The organism is Armatimonadota bacterium, assembly GCA_017993055.1.
In the GTDB taxonomy this organism is placed as follows: domain Bacteria; phylum Armatimonadota; class UBA5829; order DTJY01; family DTJY01; genus JAGONM01.
Map to the genome: position 1 here is coordinate 29,514 of JAGONM010000010.1, position 13,956 is coordinate 43,469.

Genomic DNA, 13,956 nt, shown 5'->3' on the forward strand with positions numbered 1-13,956 from the left:
GGGGACCAGTAATCAGTGATTAGTGATGGGTGATGGGTGATGAGTGATTGGGAATTGGTGACCGAAAAAGAACCCGCTAGTCCTGAGTAGCGCAGCGTATCGAAGGACGGCGGCATCCGTAGTGGCCGTGCCTCCGTGCCGGCCAAGACGCCTGTCACCTCGCCCCGGGAAGCTCAAGCGCCCAGGGGATGGCTTTGAGCGCCTCGGCGCGCTCCCTGGTCGGGTGGTCGAGGCATTCGAGGATCGCCGCTCCGCGCACCTGCCTGTTCGGGCTCTGCAGGAGGTCGCGGACCTCCGAGGCTGACAGTTTCTGCTTCATCAGCGACTTGGTCGCGCCGACATACATCTGAATGCCCAGCTTCCTCGCCGATTCCTCGTCGAGCCGCACGTATGCCGAGAGCGCCGACTTGCCCGCGCCGCACGGAAGTTCCCCCAGCGCCTGCACGATCGCGCCCTTGATCCGCCAGTCGAGGAACGCGGGCGGGGTGTCGGGGTACTCGGGGTTCCGAGCCTTCGCGAGCGCAGGGTCAACCTTCATCAGCACGTCCGCCAGCATCGGCGCGGACTCCACCGCCCCGAGCGAGGCCAGCGCGTAGACGGCCATTGCCCCGTCCATGCCGTGATACCGCCAGTCGCGGTCGAGGCTCCGGTGCCGCACCTGGTACTCGAGCAGTTGGACGATTTCCGCCCGCGGTAGACCCTGAATCAAGTTCAGGGTGACGTCGGTGTTTTGTCCGATCTCTCCGAGCCGCTGAGCCGCCCACGCCCGCGCGAGGATCTTCTCCCTGTGCGCCCGGCCACCATCGGCGTCCTCGCGCCCCGCCTCGCTCCGGTCTAGCAGTTTCAAGGGGTCGGTCCCGGCGAGCGACGCCACATATCTCGAAGGCACGAGTTCGCCGTCCTCGGGAGTATTCGGATGAGACGGCGGCCAGTACCTTCGGAGGCCCTTAGGCAGCGGGACGGGCGCATACCCCGGCCGTCCGAGTTCCTTCGCCGCCACCCGCGGGTCATCGAGGATGATCATCTCCCCCGGTTTAGCGAGCGCCGCGCGAACCGCCTCCGGGTCAACGTCGGACATATCTTCATAGAGGCCCGGCGCCTTGAACGCCAGCAGCTTCAGCTTCGGGTTGTCCATCAGCGCGCCGGCGTTCGAGGTGTTGACCGCGACCACGGCGTCCCACATGTCGGCCTCGTCGAGCAGCCCGGCGATGTCATTGTCCAGGCCCGGCTCTTTGATGTCGAGGTGGAGTAGCATCGCCCGCCGGCGCGCCAGGGCGAGCAGGGAGGCGAACGTGGGAATCCGGGCATCGCGGGCCGCCGTTCCGTAGACCGACCGGCGCTCGAGGCAGAGAAGCTCGTAGTAGGTGAGATGGTTGACCGACCCGAAGCCGGTGGTGAGGTTTTCGAGCATGTCGTCGTGGAAGAGAACGAGCACCCCGTCGGCGGTCCGGCGGATGTCAATCTCGCAGCCGTCCGCGCCGTAGTCCATCGCGGCGGCATAGGCTTCCATCGTGTTCTCCGGGGCGAACGCGGACGCGCCCCGGTGCACGATCACCGCGGGGCCCTTACGCCGCTCGGCGATCTTCGCGTGCCTCGCCTCGCGGTCCTTCGCGGACTCCGCCGGAAGCGCCGCGATGTATCCCTTCACCGGCTTCTCCCCCGCGGACGCGACCCCGCCCGCGCACAGGATCAACCCGATCACCGCCGCCCGGAAACAGCTCATGCCCTGCTCCTCTCCCGCGTTGCGGGAGCCGTCACCCTGAACTCGCGACGCCGTCCTGACCCTGAACTCGATTCAGGGGATTCAGAATCCGCGCTCTCCATGAATGCTGAGACGAGTTCAGCACCGTCTCACAGGATAGCAGTATCGGGTCGGGTTTTCAAACTCATCCCTCGAAATCCGATTCCGCCGTGCAGTTCCGGCCCGAACGTCATTCCCAGAACCCTGAACCTTCAGCCTCGAACCCTCCTTTTCCCCTGTGGACACATCGCCCCCGGTAAGGTAAACTGTACCTGCCCCGGGGCTGTTAACTTTCGATGCTCCCGGACGTATACACCAATGAAGCACACGGCGGCCGATATGCGGCGAGAGACGGATGAAGAGCTGATGGCTCGGTTCCAGGCCGGTGACGCGGAGGCGATGGAAGTCCTCTTCGGCCGGTTCCAGAAGCCGCTCTTCAACTTCTTTCTCAGGATGGTGGGACGGCGCGAAACTGCCGAAGATTTAGTGCAGGAGACGTTCCTGAAGCTGTGCCGGTTCGGGCACTCCTTCCGGGGGTCCGAGGCGAAGTTCACCACCTGGCTCTATTCCGTCGCCGGGAACCACTGCCGTGACCACCTGCGGCACATGTCCCGCAGGCCGGAGAGCTCCATGGTGGAGCTCGGCGAAGAGGAAGACGACTTCCTGGAAACCCGGGTGACCGATACGGAGTCGTTCGGGAGTACCTCCTCGGTGGAGGAGCACATCCTGCGGGTGGAGCTCCACTCCATCGTGAAGGAGGCGATGGCGACCCTTCCCGAGAAGGAGCGCGAGGCGATCATCCTGCGGGAGTACCAGGGCCTCGAGTACAAGGAGATCGCCGAGGTGCTGAGCTGCCCGATAGGCAGCGTGAAGGTTCTGATCTACCGCGCGAGGCAGAGGCTTCGCGAGAAGCTCCGCGACGCGGACCTGGGGATCTGAGCCGGGTACAAGACAATGAGATGCAAGAACGCAAAGATACTCATATCGGCGGCGCTGGACGGAGAGCTCTCGGAGCGCGAGCAGCGCATCCTTGAAGAGCACCTCGCCCGATGCGCCGACTGCGCGGCGGAGCGGACGTCGTCTGCGAATCTGCGCGACGTGATGGCCGCCTGGGCGGACGACGAACCGTCCGACTGGCTGGCGCAGAGCTTCGCCTACAAGCTGCAGGATGAGATGGCCCGCGCCGGGAAGCCCGTCCGCAGGCCCGTTCGAGCGATCGGCGCGGCGGTGGCCGGCCTTGCCACGGCGCTGGTCGCGTTCGGGATCATCATGCACAGCCAGCTCGTGCCGGACCAGACGGTCGCCCCGAAGCCGCATCCCCGGATCGAGACCGCGGCCCCGGACAGCGCCCCGTCGGATGTCACCGCATCGTCGGAGGCCGCCACACCCGACACGCCCTCGATCACCACGCCTCCGAAGCCCAAGCGGGCGTCTGTGAAACCGAAGGTCTATCGGCAGGCGCGGACGACCTCGCCGAGACAGAGAGCGCCGGTACTCGCGTCGAGAGGAGCGGACCAGAGCGACGCGGAGATCAAGCGTAAGGTGATGAGGCACATCATGCTCGCCAGCGCGACCGAGGGGGACGCGGAGTCCGCGGTCGCAGACAGAATTTCCAGGGCCGATATGGCGATGAACGGCTCGATAGAGGAACTACGCGGCGTCCTCCGCAAAGCGGTGGACGTGCTCGCGACAAGCGATGCCGGAACTTACTAAGGAAGGGATTTCCGTCGCAGGGATTGCGAAGGAGGAACGCTTCATGGATTTCGAACTCATGAGAAGCGCGGCGGGCGGCCTGAGGAGAAGCCTCGCGGCGTGCCTGGTCGGTGCGGTGGCGGTCTCGCTGCTGGCGTCGGCCTTGCTCGGCGCGCCTAAGAAGAAGGGCCTGCTCGAGGAGCTCGGCCTCCCTCCGATCCCGGGCGCGAAACTCGTTGATGAGGTGAACGTCACCCCCGGCAAGCTGCTCGACGACCTCTCGGAGGAGATCGTCGGCAGGTTCGGCATCGAGCAGGTAAGGCAGATCAACACCCTCACGATCTCGACCGACAAGGACGCCGAGGAGGTCTTCGCATTCTACGAGAAGCCTTTCGCCGACCAGCAGTGGAACGTGCTGGCCCGCGCGATGGAGCGCACCGGCGAAGGGATGGGCCTGCTCTTCAACGAGAAGAAGGGCCTGCTGATCGTCGCCGTCGCCGGCTCGAAGTCCGACGAGGCGGAGACGACCTTCATCTGGATACAGGGCAAGATCAACCCGGCCAAGTTCGGCGCGGGCGAAAAAGAGATATCCGAGGAGCTGAGGAAGATGCTCGGCGGGTTCTCGGACGAGGGTCCGCTCGATCTGAGGAGCAGGTCGAAGATCCCGGTGGACCGGCCGATCTCCGTGCCTCCTTCCGAGAAGCTCGTCATCAAGGCGACCAAATCCGACATCGCCGCGACGATACTGGACAGGAACACCGCTGAGATACGGCTCGGGCGCGGCGGACCGTCGGAGCCCGGCGAACTGCTGCGGGTGGACGACCTGCTGGTGCTCTCACTGACGCCGTCGCTGGCGGTGGAGGAGTTCGAGCTTCCCGGCGCCGCCCCGATCGCGTTCGACCTGACCGACGGCTCGCTGACCATCAAGACGGGCCCGAAGCCGGCGGACACCCCCGTGCGGCTGAGTATCGTTTCGACGAGTGCGAAGATCACTCTGGAGGACTTTGCGCTCGTCTCCGGCACGCACATGATCAAGGTGCTCGGCGCGGAAGCGGACCTCGGCTTCTCCAGGATCGAGGCGGGCGAGTTCGTGATCAGCGCGACGGGCGACGACGTGACGATCGGCCTGCCGAAGGAGGCGTCGGTTAAGGTGGACGTGACCGTGTCGAACGGTAAGATCGAGAAGCTGGTCGCGGGCGAGACGCAGAAGGATGAGCCGGACCACCTGGTGTTCCAGATGGGCGCGGGCAAGGCGAAGATCGCGGTTCAGGCGGTAAAGGGCAACGTGAGGATCACGCCGTCGGACTAGGCCTGATTTTGAAGCATCAGGCAGGGGCGCTTCGAAGCAAGCTGACAGGTTTTTGGCACAAAGGCCGTCGGGAAACCTCCCGGCGGCCTTCGTTATGAGTCAGGTTGGCTACTGTCCACAAACACCATCCTACCCGCGGATATGAAGCGATTCCATGCCTCTTCTTTCCAAGCTCCACTCCGGATTGTGCCAAGCGATCACACCACGCTACCATATCTCATCGGAGATGACCGGGGGACGCCATCCAAACCCCCTGCCCAGGCACAGAGGGCTGGGGAGAGATCTGGACGCCCTGTCTCATCGAATCTTAATTCTCGAACAACTGCTTCATCCATTCACCCAAGTCGACCTGCTCTGAATGCGCTCGCACATCCGCCGAAACAGCCGCCGAGCGAGTCCTCCCGGTCAACACCATTGTGAGGTTCATGGTGAAGCCCTCGTCGGTAAAGGAAACCTGTAGTTCCTGTTTTACAGCAGTGCTGAGATGTGGAGCGTACCAGTACATGCCGATGGCCGGGTAGCCGGAGAAGCTGCCACTGGAGGTGATTCTGAACGTCTCGAACCTCCCTGCCGGTACGGAGATCGTCTCGGTACCGACAACCACGTAAGCGTTATTACTCGACTTGCCATTCGTGTAGTGGCAGTAACCCCCCCAACTCGTGCCGTTGTACATCGGGCTGGGAATGCGGAGATCCCTTCCAGCCAGCGGGACGTCTACCCAGAAGACGCCGTCATCGTCGTCTCCGCCGTAATCCCACACACAACCCGCCGCGTCTTGGTACTCGTAGCTACGTCCTGTAAAGACAATTGGGGCCAGACCCTCGGCCGCAAGGGTGATGTTGTTCAGGTGGATGTGGCACACAGTCAGGTCCGGTGCGACCGTTGTCTGCGCGCTCCATGTGTCCTGCCACGTGCCTGTGATGTCAATTGTCTCTAGTCCATCTGTTGCTGTGCCGGTGATGTCGTACGTGTACTGATCGCCGGGCAGCATCTGCCGCGTGACGTTCTCCAGCGGCAGTGTAGCGGAACCGCCACCGCCCCCGCATCCGGCCAAGCACGCCAACGTCGAGATGCACAGCAGTAGAACAATACTTCGCGTCACCTTGTGACCTCCTTCTTGAAACTCCTGCGGTAACGATGTCATTCTACAGCACTGGTATTTATCGATCATTGTGATCACCACCTCGCCCACCTGGCAGCCGATATAGCGCTGTCGGCCACGACCACCTTATCGGTAGGATGAACCAGCGAACACCTTCGGTGGACTAACTGCATAGGGGTTGTTCCAACTCTGCGAGCCGTACCGGCTTCCATATTGGCTGTAGGGATTCATCAGGTTGTTCCCAAACCGCGAACCGTACCTTCCATATGGGTTAGTTATGCTGTCAGGGTCATACTTGTTGCTGGAGAGCTTCCCCAGGTAGGTGCCATCAGCGGCGTATATTCGAGGCGTATCGGTTGCGTACGGATTACGCCATGAGTGGCTTGAGTAGGCCGAGCCGTATTCGCTGTAGGGGCTTGTTAGAGTGTTGCCGTAGGGGTTGCCGTACGAGCCGAAACGGTTTGAAATACTCTCCGGGTCATATTCGTTTGACGAGAGATCACCGAGGTATCTGTTAGTTCGCATGGGTACAGGCTCAGGTTGTCCCACCGGTGCTATGTTGAAGCCTGACAGCGGCTGAACGACCAGTCCAGTGCCACGATCCTGGGTTGCCGCTTCCTTGATCTTGTCCAGTGTGCTCTCGAACTCGATCATCTCTAGAACGCTCGCGCCTGCAGGGGCGTCGAAGTCGTACTGCTCTCTGAGTACTCTTCTCCAATAAGACTGCCCGTCCTCTACATTAGAAATGACTGTATTCGATTCTTCCGCACCGAAGAGTGGCGGTTCTGGATTCCGAACGAAACCTGTCTCGAATGGAGTGGTCGCCTGTATCCCATCCGGCCGAGTACGTTGCTGCGATATCCGTGCCTGCTCCAGTTCCACACGAAGTCTCTCGAGGCGGAGGTGCTCCGCCTCGAGCTGGTAGGCCCGCTCGGCAGCCTCTTGCTTAGCCTTCGCGTCGCTGTAACCGCGCAGAAAACCCGCCAAGAAGCTACCTGCCGCATTGGCACTACTGGGTGTCGCCAAAGCAACCATAATCGCCAGCATCACGATGCATGTCACAAAGCAGCGCATGAGTAGACCCTCCTGATAGAACAGACTCTAGGAGACTGTAGTGCCGCTGAGGAACTAGAGTCTCCTGTAGATTAGCAGATGGCGCTGGAAATGTCAAGTCACGTAGGTTGTCTGGTAGGGCGAACGCATCTAACTGACGAGTATATGTTCGAGCGAGGCATTGAGATACGCGGCTCGTTTCATTGCCCTGCGGATGCTTGGCCTACCTTTCATGGGTGTCTTGTCCTTCCTGACCATGTTTACGGCGATTCGTCTGAGGGTGGCGAGATTCTCCGGAGCGCTGTCCTTGCGCACTCTGCTCATGTCCTCGTTCAGGGTGACATCAAGCACGTGGTGCAGGCTGTTCTCTATCGCCCAGTGTTCCCTGACTGCCAGAGCGATTTGCTTTGCGTCCCCAGGCAGGCTTGAGATGTAGTACCGTGTCTCCTTGCTGCTTACACCTCGTATGATCCTCTCAGCCCGGAGAGCCGCCATGGTCCTGAGTCCTTTCCATTCCTTGTCGAACCCCAGCCACTTCGCCTCCCCCTCAACCGTCCAGCACTTCCTGATCTCTATCCGCCCATGGTCTTTCTCTACGCTTTCGTAGTAGCTATGATCAACATTTCTGAAGTCCTCGCACTCGTCGAAGAACCACGCCACATCCTCGCGAAGACTTCCCTGGTTGCCTTTTACACACAAGACGTAATCCCCGCCCTTGTCCACTATCTGCTCCGCAAGCTCCTTCTGGCAGCCCATGGCATCCATGGTTATCGTCCTGCCCTTGATATCCAGCATCTCAAGCAGTTTCGGGAGCGCCTTGATCTCGTTGCTCTTGTTGTCTACTTTGACGTGACCGAGCGCAACCCCGTTCTCGCTCGCCCACGCGCTTACGATGTGAAGCGCCGGCTGCCCGCTCGCAGTGTCGAAACTGTGGCGGATCGTCTTGCCATCCAAGGCTATTACCTGACCCTCCGTAGCCTCATGCAGCGTCTGACTCCAACGCATGAAGCAGGCATTGAAGGCATCAGGGTCTATCACGGAGAAGACCCGGCGGAAGGTATCATGGCTCGGTATGCCCCCAGGCAACTCCAGATACTTCCTGAGCCACTCCTCTTTGGCGTTGGCGAAGTCTTCCATGTCCGTGAAGCCGTCTCCACCGCAGATGGTCGTGCAGACGCCGATGAACAGAATGTCGATCAGGTTGTGCCTCCTCGTCCTGTCCACCCTCGGGTCAGGAAGGATCGAGAAGTGCTCGATGAACTCTCCAAACTCGGCCATGGATACCTCCAGCAAGTGTTTACCTTACTGGTTAGCATCCGACCACCCAGGTTCCTACCACTAGTAAGCCCTAAAAGCCCGGCCAAGGCTATCTAGATGCGTTCGCCCTGGTTGTCTGGCCTTTTCTCTTGCCATCCGATGCGCCGTGTGTTATAATGCCGCCGTAGTACGCTAGTGTCCGCCAACGAGAGACCACGATTCAGCGCCGAGCGTGATTTCCCTCAGCAATGCCGCACGCCGGACGACTGTGCGTGAATATGCAATCGTTTACATCATAGGAGGTCTTACATGGCTGAAGTCAAAGTGCCGTTCTACGGCCACGTAAAGCAGTATCTGAACCACAAGGAGGACTTCGATCAGGCGATCCACGACGTCCTCATGAGCGGTGTATACACCCTCGGGCCCCAGGGCAAGGAGTTCGAGAAGGAACTCTGCGCCTACACGGGCATGAAGCACTCCATCGGGCTGAACTCCGGCACCGACGCGCTCTGGTTCGCCATGCTCGCCCTCGGCATCAAGCCCGGCGACGAGATCATCACCACCTCGAACACGTTCTTCGCCACCGCGGAGGCCGCCTGGCTCATCGGCGCGACCCCTGTCTTCGTGGAGATTGATCCGAAGACCCGCAACATTGACGTCTCCAAGATCGAAGAGAAGATCACACCGAAGACGAAGATGATCGTGCCGGTCCACCTCTACGGCCAGCCTGCGGATATGCCCGCGATAGCGGAGATCGCGAAGAAGCACAACCTCCTCGTGATCGAGGACTCGGCGCAGGCGTTCGGCGCGGCGGGCGACTCCTGGAAGCTCGGCGACTACAGCGATGTGGTCTGCACCAGCTTTATCACCGCGAAGAACCTGGGGTGCTGGGGCGACGGCGGTGCGGTCTTCACGAACCGCGACGACATCGTGGAGCCGATCCACCGCATGAGGAACCACGGCTCGGTCGAGCGCTCGAAGCACCGCCCGGGCTGGAACAGCCGGCTCGATGAAATCCACGCGGCGGTCCTGCGCGTGAAGCTGCGGCTGATAGATCAGTACAACGACGCGAGAATCGCCCGCGCGAACGACTACGACGAGTTCCTTACGGGCGTGAAGCACATGACTCTGCCGTACCGGACTCCCGGCTACCGGCACATCTTCCACCTGTACGTAGTGGAGGCCGAGAATCGCGACGGCCTGCAGGAGTTCCTGAAGGAACGCGGGATAATCGCGCTCACCAACTACCCGATAGCGATACACGAGCAGGAAGGCTTCCCCTTCGGAAACGGCGACCCGAAGCCGATTCTGCCGCTCACGGAGAAGCATTCCGCGCGGGTGCTCTCCCTGCCGATTTATCCCGAGCTGACTCGGGACGAGGCGAAGTACGTGGCCGACGCGGTCCTGGAGTGGGACGGGTCTCAGGGCTGAGTCGGTCGGACCAGGGCAGGCGCGATGGGGCGGGAGGGCGACCTCCTGCCCCATCCGTGCTATAGTGGGATATCGGAGGGCGCGTAATGGACACGATACGGATCGGCAGTCGGACGGTGAGCCGCTTCATCCTGGGGACGAACCCGATCAGCGGGTTCAGCCACCAGAGCGTCGAGATGGACCAGCAGATGGTCGGCTGGTACACGCCCGAGCGGATCAGGGCGCTCCTGCTGGACGCGGAGTCGCTGGGGATCAATACCGTCATCGCGCGGACCGACATGAACGTGATGCGCTTCATGCGGGAGTACTGGGACGACGGCGGCACGATGCAGTGGTTCGCGCAGACCTGCCCGCCTGAGGGACCGCCCGAGGTGTGCATCCAGCGGGCGATAGACGGCGGCGCGGTGGCGTGCCATCTGCACGGCGGATACATGGACCACTGCCTGGCGAACGGCGACCTGGAGCAGATCCCGGGGCTGATCGAGATGATCCGCTCGGCGGGGATGGCTGCCGGGATCGCGGCGCACGACCCGAAGGTCATCGAGTGGGCGGAGGGGCGCGTGGACGTGGATTACTACATGTGCTGCTACTACAACTCGATGCACCGGGTGGAGCGTCCGGAGCACGTTCACGGCTCGGCGGAGTGGTTCCTGCCGGAAGATCGGGAGATCATGACGCGGCTCATTCAGATGCTCTCGAAGCCTGCGATCCACTACAAGATCCTGGCGGCCGGGAGGAACGACCCCGCAGAGGCGTTCGAGTACGCGGCGAAGGCGATGCGTCCCGGCGACGCGGTCTGCGTGGGAGTCTACACCGGGCAGAACCCAGGGATGCTTCGAGAGGATGTGGAGCTGTTCGAGAAGTGCTTGGGAGCACAATCCTGAATCCTACTCGTACTCGTGCTCGTAATCGTACTCGCGAGTCGGTTGGCCGCTAAATGCCGAGTACGATTAGGAGTACGAGTACGGCAGGAAGCGCAGGAGTTCAGCGGAGGAATCATGTCTGATAAGATCTACACCGTCGCAATCACGGGTTGCGGCAAGCGTGGGAAGGTCCACGCGGATTACTTCACCAGGAACGGCCGGTTCAAGGTCGTCGGCCTGAACGATATAGACCAGGCGCGGATGGACGAGTGCGGCGCGCTCTGCGGCAATCCCCCGCAGTTCGCCGACACAGCCGAGATGCTGAAGACGACCAAGCCCGACGTCTACTGCTTCTGCACGCCGCCGGCCGTCCGCCTGCCGCTGATCAAGCTCGGCGTAGAGAACGGCGTCAAGCTCATCGCGTACGAGAAGCCGATGGCGACCAACATGAACGAAGCCATCGAGATGCGCAGGCTGCTCAATGACGCAGGCGTCAAGTCGGTCCAGAGCCATCAGCGCAAGTACAACATCCAGTTCAAGCGCGTCAAGGAGATCGTCGAGAGCGGCGAACTCGGCCACATCCACACGATCTACGCCCACTGCCTCGGTTGGATGATGCACATGACCACCCACCTGGCGGACTACATGCGCTGGTTCAACGACTGGGACGACGTCGAGTGGGTGATCGGCCAGGTCCACGGCCGCGAGAAGCTTGCCGACAACCATCCCTCGCCCGACTACATGAGCGGGTTCATGCAGTTCGCGAACGGCGTCCGCGGGATCATCGAGGTCGGCAGCCTCGCGCCGGACACCCCCGAGGTCGAGTACTGGTGGCGCAAGGTCAAGATCAGCGTCCAGGGTACGGAAGGCTTCGCCGAGTGCTTCGTCGGCGGCGGCTGGAGGGCGTGCACGAAGACCGGCGGGTTCCGCGAGGACCTCGAAGAGGGCACGTGGGACGGCGACTCCGAGCAGGCTCCGTACATCCAGGACATCGCGGAGTACCTCGACGGCGCGAAGGAGCATCCGTGCAACGGCGAGCAGGCGTACAAGGACGAGGAGATCATGTGCGGGATCATCCGCTCGGCGGCCGAGAGAAGGCGGATCGTCCTCCCGCTCGGCCCCAGCCGGGAACTCGAGCTCGACACGCTCGACCGCATACTCCCGAAGGAGTAACTTAGCGGTCAACTGGGTACAATGTCATGTAGGATTTCGCCATGGGGTGTCCGGCGGGAAATGCGCGGATACTGCTCGTGATCGCCGATGGCGGAGGCGCCCTCGCGCGCCTCACGGGGATGCCTTATGGTGCGATTCGCCTTGAAGAGCCTCATCGCCCTGCTGCTGATGCCCGCGGTCGCGTCGGCGGCGCCGGACTACGCCCTCAGCCTCGTCAGCCCCATCGTTCGAGTCGTCATGGGGCAGACCGCCGAGGTGATCGTGAGGGTGGACTTCCTCGACGGCTTCGCCACCCCCGGGATCACGCTTCAGGCGCCTCAGACTCCGCCCGGCACGTTCGCGTTCACTCCCGCGGTCCTGACGCGCGAGGGCGGCTCGCTTCTGCGGATCGAGACGGCCGGTCTCGCCGCTGGGCAGTATATCTGGTACGTCCGCGCGAGCGCTCCCGGCGCGGTCACCCGGTCGGTCGGCTTCCGGCTGGAAGTGACGACGACCTCCGACGTCGAGTTCTACACGAGAGATTCCCGGGGAGCGGCGGTCCCTCTCGCGGCGTTCAACCCGACGGCCCAGGACTTCACCGATATCTACGTGCGCGGGGTTGACGCGGGTGGCTACCACGAGGCGCTCGCGGGCGAGGTCGCCCTGAGCACGGGCAGTTCCTCCATACTCACGGTCTTCCCGAACGGGCCTGACTGCTTCCGGGTCTACGCCGTGGCGAGCGGAGCCACGACTTTGACCGCCGCCGCGCCGGACGGATACACGAAGAGCATCCCCGTCACCGCCAGCATTCCCGCTTCGCCGCGAATCCTGAGCATCGGCATCCGCCTGGAACCCGAGCCTTTGCCGCCGGAGGTCGTCCCCATCACCAACAAGGGCGACCAGATGATCGTCTTCCAGGCGACCGCCAACGCGCCGCTCAGCACCCTGGACTTCGGCACGACGCCCCTGGTCAACGTCGAGAGCGCGCTCTACAACAACGGCATGTCCTACATCGCCACGGCCAACCTGGTGGAGGGCTGCGAGCCGGGCGAGTACAGGTACCTCTTCGAGGCGGAGTCCACGAGCGGCGGCATCGCGAGGAGGGCAGTCCCCCTCAAGGTGGTGAACGACCCGTCGCGCGGGGAGATCACGGGCCTGGTCCGGCCGATGCTCGCCAACCTGACCGACGCCGAGGGCACGGTGGAACTGCACGACCTCTCCGGCGCGTTGGTGAAGACCTGCGAGGCCGGGCGGGCCTTCCGCATGAGCTACGTCGCCCCGGGGACATACCGCCTGAGGTTCGTGCCTTCCGACCCGGATGCGCTCGACCCGCAGTGGTGGGCGAACTCGAACGATTTCGGCTCCGCGACCGACGTGGTCGTCACGGCGGGCGGATCGGTCGGCGGCATCGTCTTCTTCCCCGCGCCTCCGGGAGGCGTCAGCCCTCCCTGGGTGGTCTCGACGACCCCGGCGGCGGACGAAGTCGGCGCGGCCGCGTCCGGAGAGGTTACCGCGACGTTCAGCAGGCCGATGGACCCGTCCACGATCAACTCGAACACCTTCCGAGTGCTCGACGGCGCTGGAGTCCCCGTCTGGGGGACCGTCTCATGCGCCGACGGCATAACCGCCCGGTTCGTCCCTGCGCCCGCGCTCGCGCCGGGGGCGTCCTACACCGCGATCATCACCACCGGGGCGGCTGACGCGCAGGGAGTCCCGCTCGCGGGAGACTACCTCTGGGGGTTCTCGACCGCAGCCGACGCCGACACCCTCTCCGAAGCCCGGGCGGTCGCGGACGGCGTATCGGTCTCGCTGTCGGGCAAGATCGTCCACCTCAAGCGGACGGCGTTCGCGTACGTCGAGGAGGCCGATCGGTCGTCCGGCATGAGGATACAGGGCGAAATCTCCGCCGCCTCGGACGGCGCGGTGGTGTCGCTGAGGGGCTGGATGGCGACGAGCATCGCGGGCGAGCGGTTCATTGAGGTTCGAAGCCTCGCCGTCACGGGGACCGCGCAGGTCGCCCCGCTCGGCACGGTCGTCCGGGGCGTCGCCAGCCGTCTGCTCGACGGACTCAGCGTCACGGTGTGGGGCAGGGTCGGCGCCGGGCCCCTGGCGACGTCCTTCACGCTCTCCGACGGGTCGGGCGGCCCCGGAGTGCCCGTGTTCACGGTGTCGCCCCACGGGTTGAGCGAGGGCGAGCTGGTCACGGTCACCGGCGCGGCGGGCTGGGACGGCATCCGCGTAATCCACGCGCGCGCGATCGGATCTCCCTGATACTCGCGCCCGCCTGAAGGATATTCCCCGCCCGTGAGCTAATGGAATCTGGAGCAGGCGCTCGAGGATCGTCAGCGCGCCCGCT

11 protein-coding genes are annotated in these 13,956 nt (G+C 63.1%); 7 read left to right on the forward strand and 4 right to left on the reverse strand.

Annotation, left to right across the window (positions count from 1 at the left end; translation table 11 throughout):
* Positions 1 to 154: 154 nt before the first annotated feature.
* Entirely contained in the window at positions 155 to 1,723 is a 1,569-nt protein-coding gene (locus KBC96_05865; protein MBP6963917.1) for a glycerophosphodiester phosphodiesterase family protein, read from the reverse strand.
* A gap of 336 nt (positions 1,724 to 2,059) precedes the next feature.
* On the opposite strand from KBC96_05865, the gene KBC96_05870 reads away from it, so the two are divergent.
* The 3 genes from KBC96_05870 to KBC96_05880 are packed head-to-tail and all read left to right on the forward strand — an operon-like array spanning position 2,060 to position 4,742.
* Positions 2,060 to 2,680: a sigma-70 family RNA polymerase sigma factor gene (locus tag KBC96_05870; GenBank protein ID MBP6963918.1), complete on the forward strand. Its 621-nt coding sequence runs from the start codon at positions 2,060 to 2,062 to the stop codon at positions 2,678 to 2,680.
* A gap of 15 nt (positions 2,681 to 2,695) precedes the next feature.
* Complete coding sequence (locus KBC96_05875) at positions 2,696 to 3,454, forward strand: zf-HC2 domain-containing protein (GenBank protein ID MBP6963919.1); 759 nt, start codon at positions 2,696 to 2,698, stop codon at positions 3,452 to 3,454.
* Between the two features lie 43 nt (positions 3,455 to 3,497).
* Positions 3,498 to 4,742, forward strand: coding sequence for a hypothetical protein (locus KBC96_05880; GenBank protein MBP6963920.1), 1,245 nt, complete (start codon positions 3,498 to 3,500; stop codon positions 4,740 to 4,742).
* 307 nt (positions 4,743 to 5,049) lie between these two features.
* Here the strand turns inward: KBC96_05880 and KBC96_05885 are convergent, their stop codons facing one another.
* The 3 genes from KBC96_05885 to KBC96_05895 all read right to left on the reverse strand — a co-directional run bounded on the left by KBC96_05885 (position 5,050) and on the right by KBC96_05895 (position 8,175).
* A complete protein-coding gene (locus KBC96_05885; protein MBP6963921.1) occupies positions 5,050 to 5,844 on the reverse strand; it encodes a hypothetical protein in 795 nt (264 codons plus the stop codon).
* Between the two features lie 126 nt (positions 5,845 to 5,970).
* The gene (locus tag KBC96_05890; GenBank protein ID MBP6963922.1) at positions 5,971 to 6,918 is read right to left on the reverse strand and encodes a hypothetical protein; all 948 of its coding nucleotides are present in this window, start codon (positions 6,916 to 6,918) and stop codon (positions 5,971 to 5,973) included.
* A gap of 129 nt (positions 6,919 to 7,047) precedes the next feature.
* Positions 7,048 to 8,175 (reverse strand): ISAs1 family transposase, encoded by a 1,128-nt coding sequence (locus KBC96_05895; protein MBP6963923.1) that lies wholly within the window; start codon positions 8,173 to 8,175, stop codon positions 7,048 to 7,050.
* 288 nt (positions 8,176 to 8,463) lie between these two features.
* Between KBC96_05895 and KBC96_05900 the strand changes: the two genes are divergently transcribed.
* The 4 genes from KBC96_05900 (at position 8,464) to KBC96_05915 (ending at position 13,871) form a co-directional block, all read left to right on the forward strand.
* Positions 8,464 to 9,585, forward strand: a complete 1,122-nt coding sequence (locus tag KBC96_05900) for a DegT/DnrJ/EryC1/StrS family aminotransferase (GenBank protein MBP6963924.1) — start codon at positions 8,464 to 8,466, stop codon at positions 9,583 to 9,585.
* Between the two features lie 86 nt (positions 9,586 to 9,671).
* Positions 9,672 to 10,469 carry a hypothetical protein gene (locus KBC96_05905; protein ID MBP6963925.1) on the forward strand — a complete coding sequence of 266 codons (798 nt, stop codon included), beginning with the start codon at positions 9,672 to 9,674 and terminating at the stop codon, positions 10,467 to 10,469.
* 114 nt (positions 10,470 to 10,583) lie between these two features.
* Entirely contained in the window at positions 10,584 to 11,621 is a 1,038-nt protein-coding gene (locus KBC96_05910) for a Gfo/Idh/MocA family oxidoreductase (protein ID MBP6963926.1), read from the forward strand.
* A gap of 141 nt (positions 11,622 to 11,762) precedes the next feature.
* Entirely contained in the window at positions 11,763 to 13,871 is a 2,109-nt protein-coding gene (locus tag KBC96_05915) for an Ig-like domain-containing protein (GenBank protein ID MBP6963927.1), read from the forward strand.
* Positions 13,872 to 13,956 lie beyond the last annotated feature (85 nt).

Coding starts and splice junctions, on each gene's coding strand:
- KBC96_05865 (MBP6963917.1), bottom strand. CDS start 1,723: ATGAGCTGTTTCCGGGCGGCGGTGATCGGGTTGATCCTGTGCGCGGGC.
- KBC96_05870 (MBP6963918.1), top strand. CDS start 2,060: ATGAAGCACACGGCGGCCGATATGCGGCGAGAGACGGATGAAGAGCTG.
- KBC96_05875 (MBP6963919.1), top strand. CDS start 2,696: ATGAGATGCAAGAACGCAAAGATACTCATATCGGCGGCGCTGGACGGA.
- KBC96_05880 (MBP6963920.1), top strand. CDS start 3,498: ATGGATTTCGAACTCATGAGAAGCGCGGCGGGCGGCCTGAGGAGAAGC.
- KBC96_05890 (MBP6963922.1), bottom strand. CDS start 6,918: ATGCGCTGCTTTGTGACATGCATCGTGATGCTGGCGATTATGGTTGCT.
- KBC96_05895 (MBP6963923.1), bottom strand. CDS start 8,175: ATGGCCGAGTTTGGAGAGTTCATCGAGCACTTCTCGATCCTTCCTGAC.
- KBC96_05900 (MBP6963924.1), top strand. CDS start 8,464: ATGGCTGAAGTCAAAGTGCCGTTCTACGGCCACGTAAAGCAGTATCTG.
- KBC96_05905 (MBP6963925.1), top strand. CDS start 9,672: ATGGACACGATACGGATCGGCAGTCGGACGGTGAGCCGCTTCATCCTG.
- KBC96_05910 (MBP6963926.1), top strand. CDS start 10,584: ATGTCTGATAAGATCTACACCGTCGCAATCACGGGTTGCGGCAAGCGT.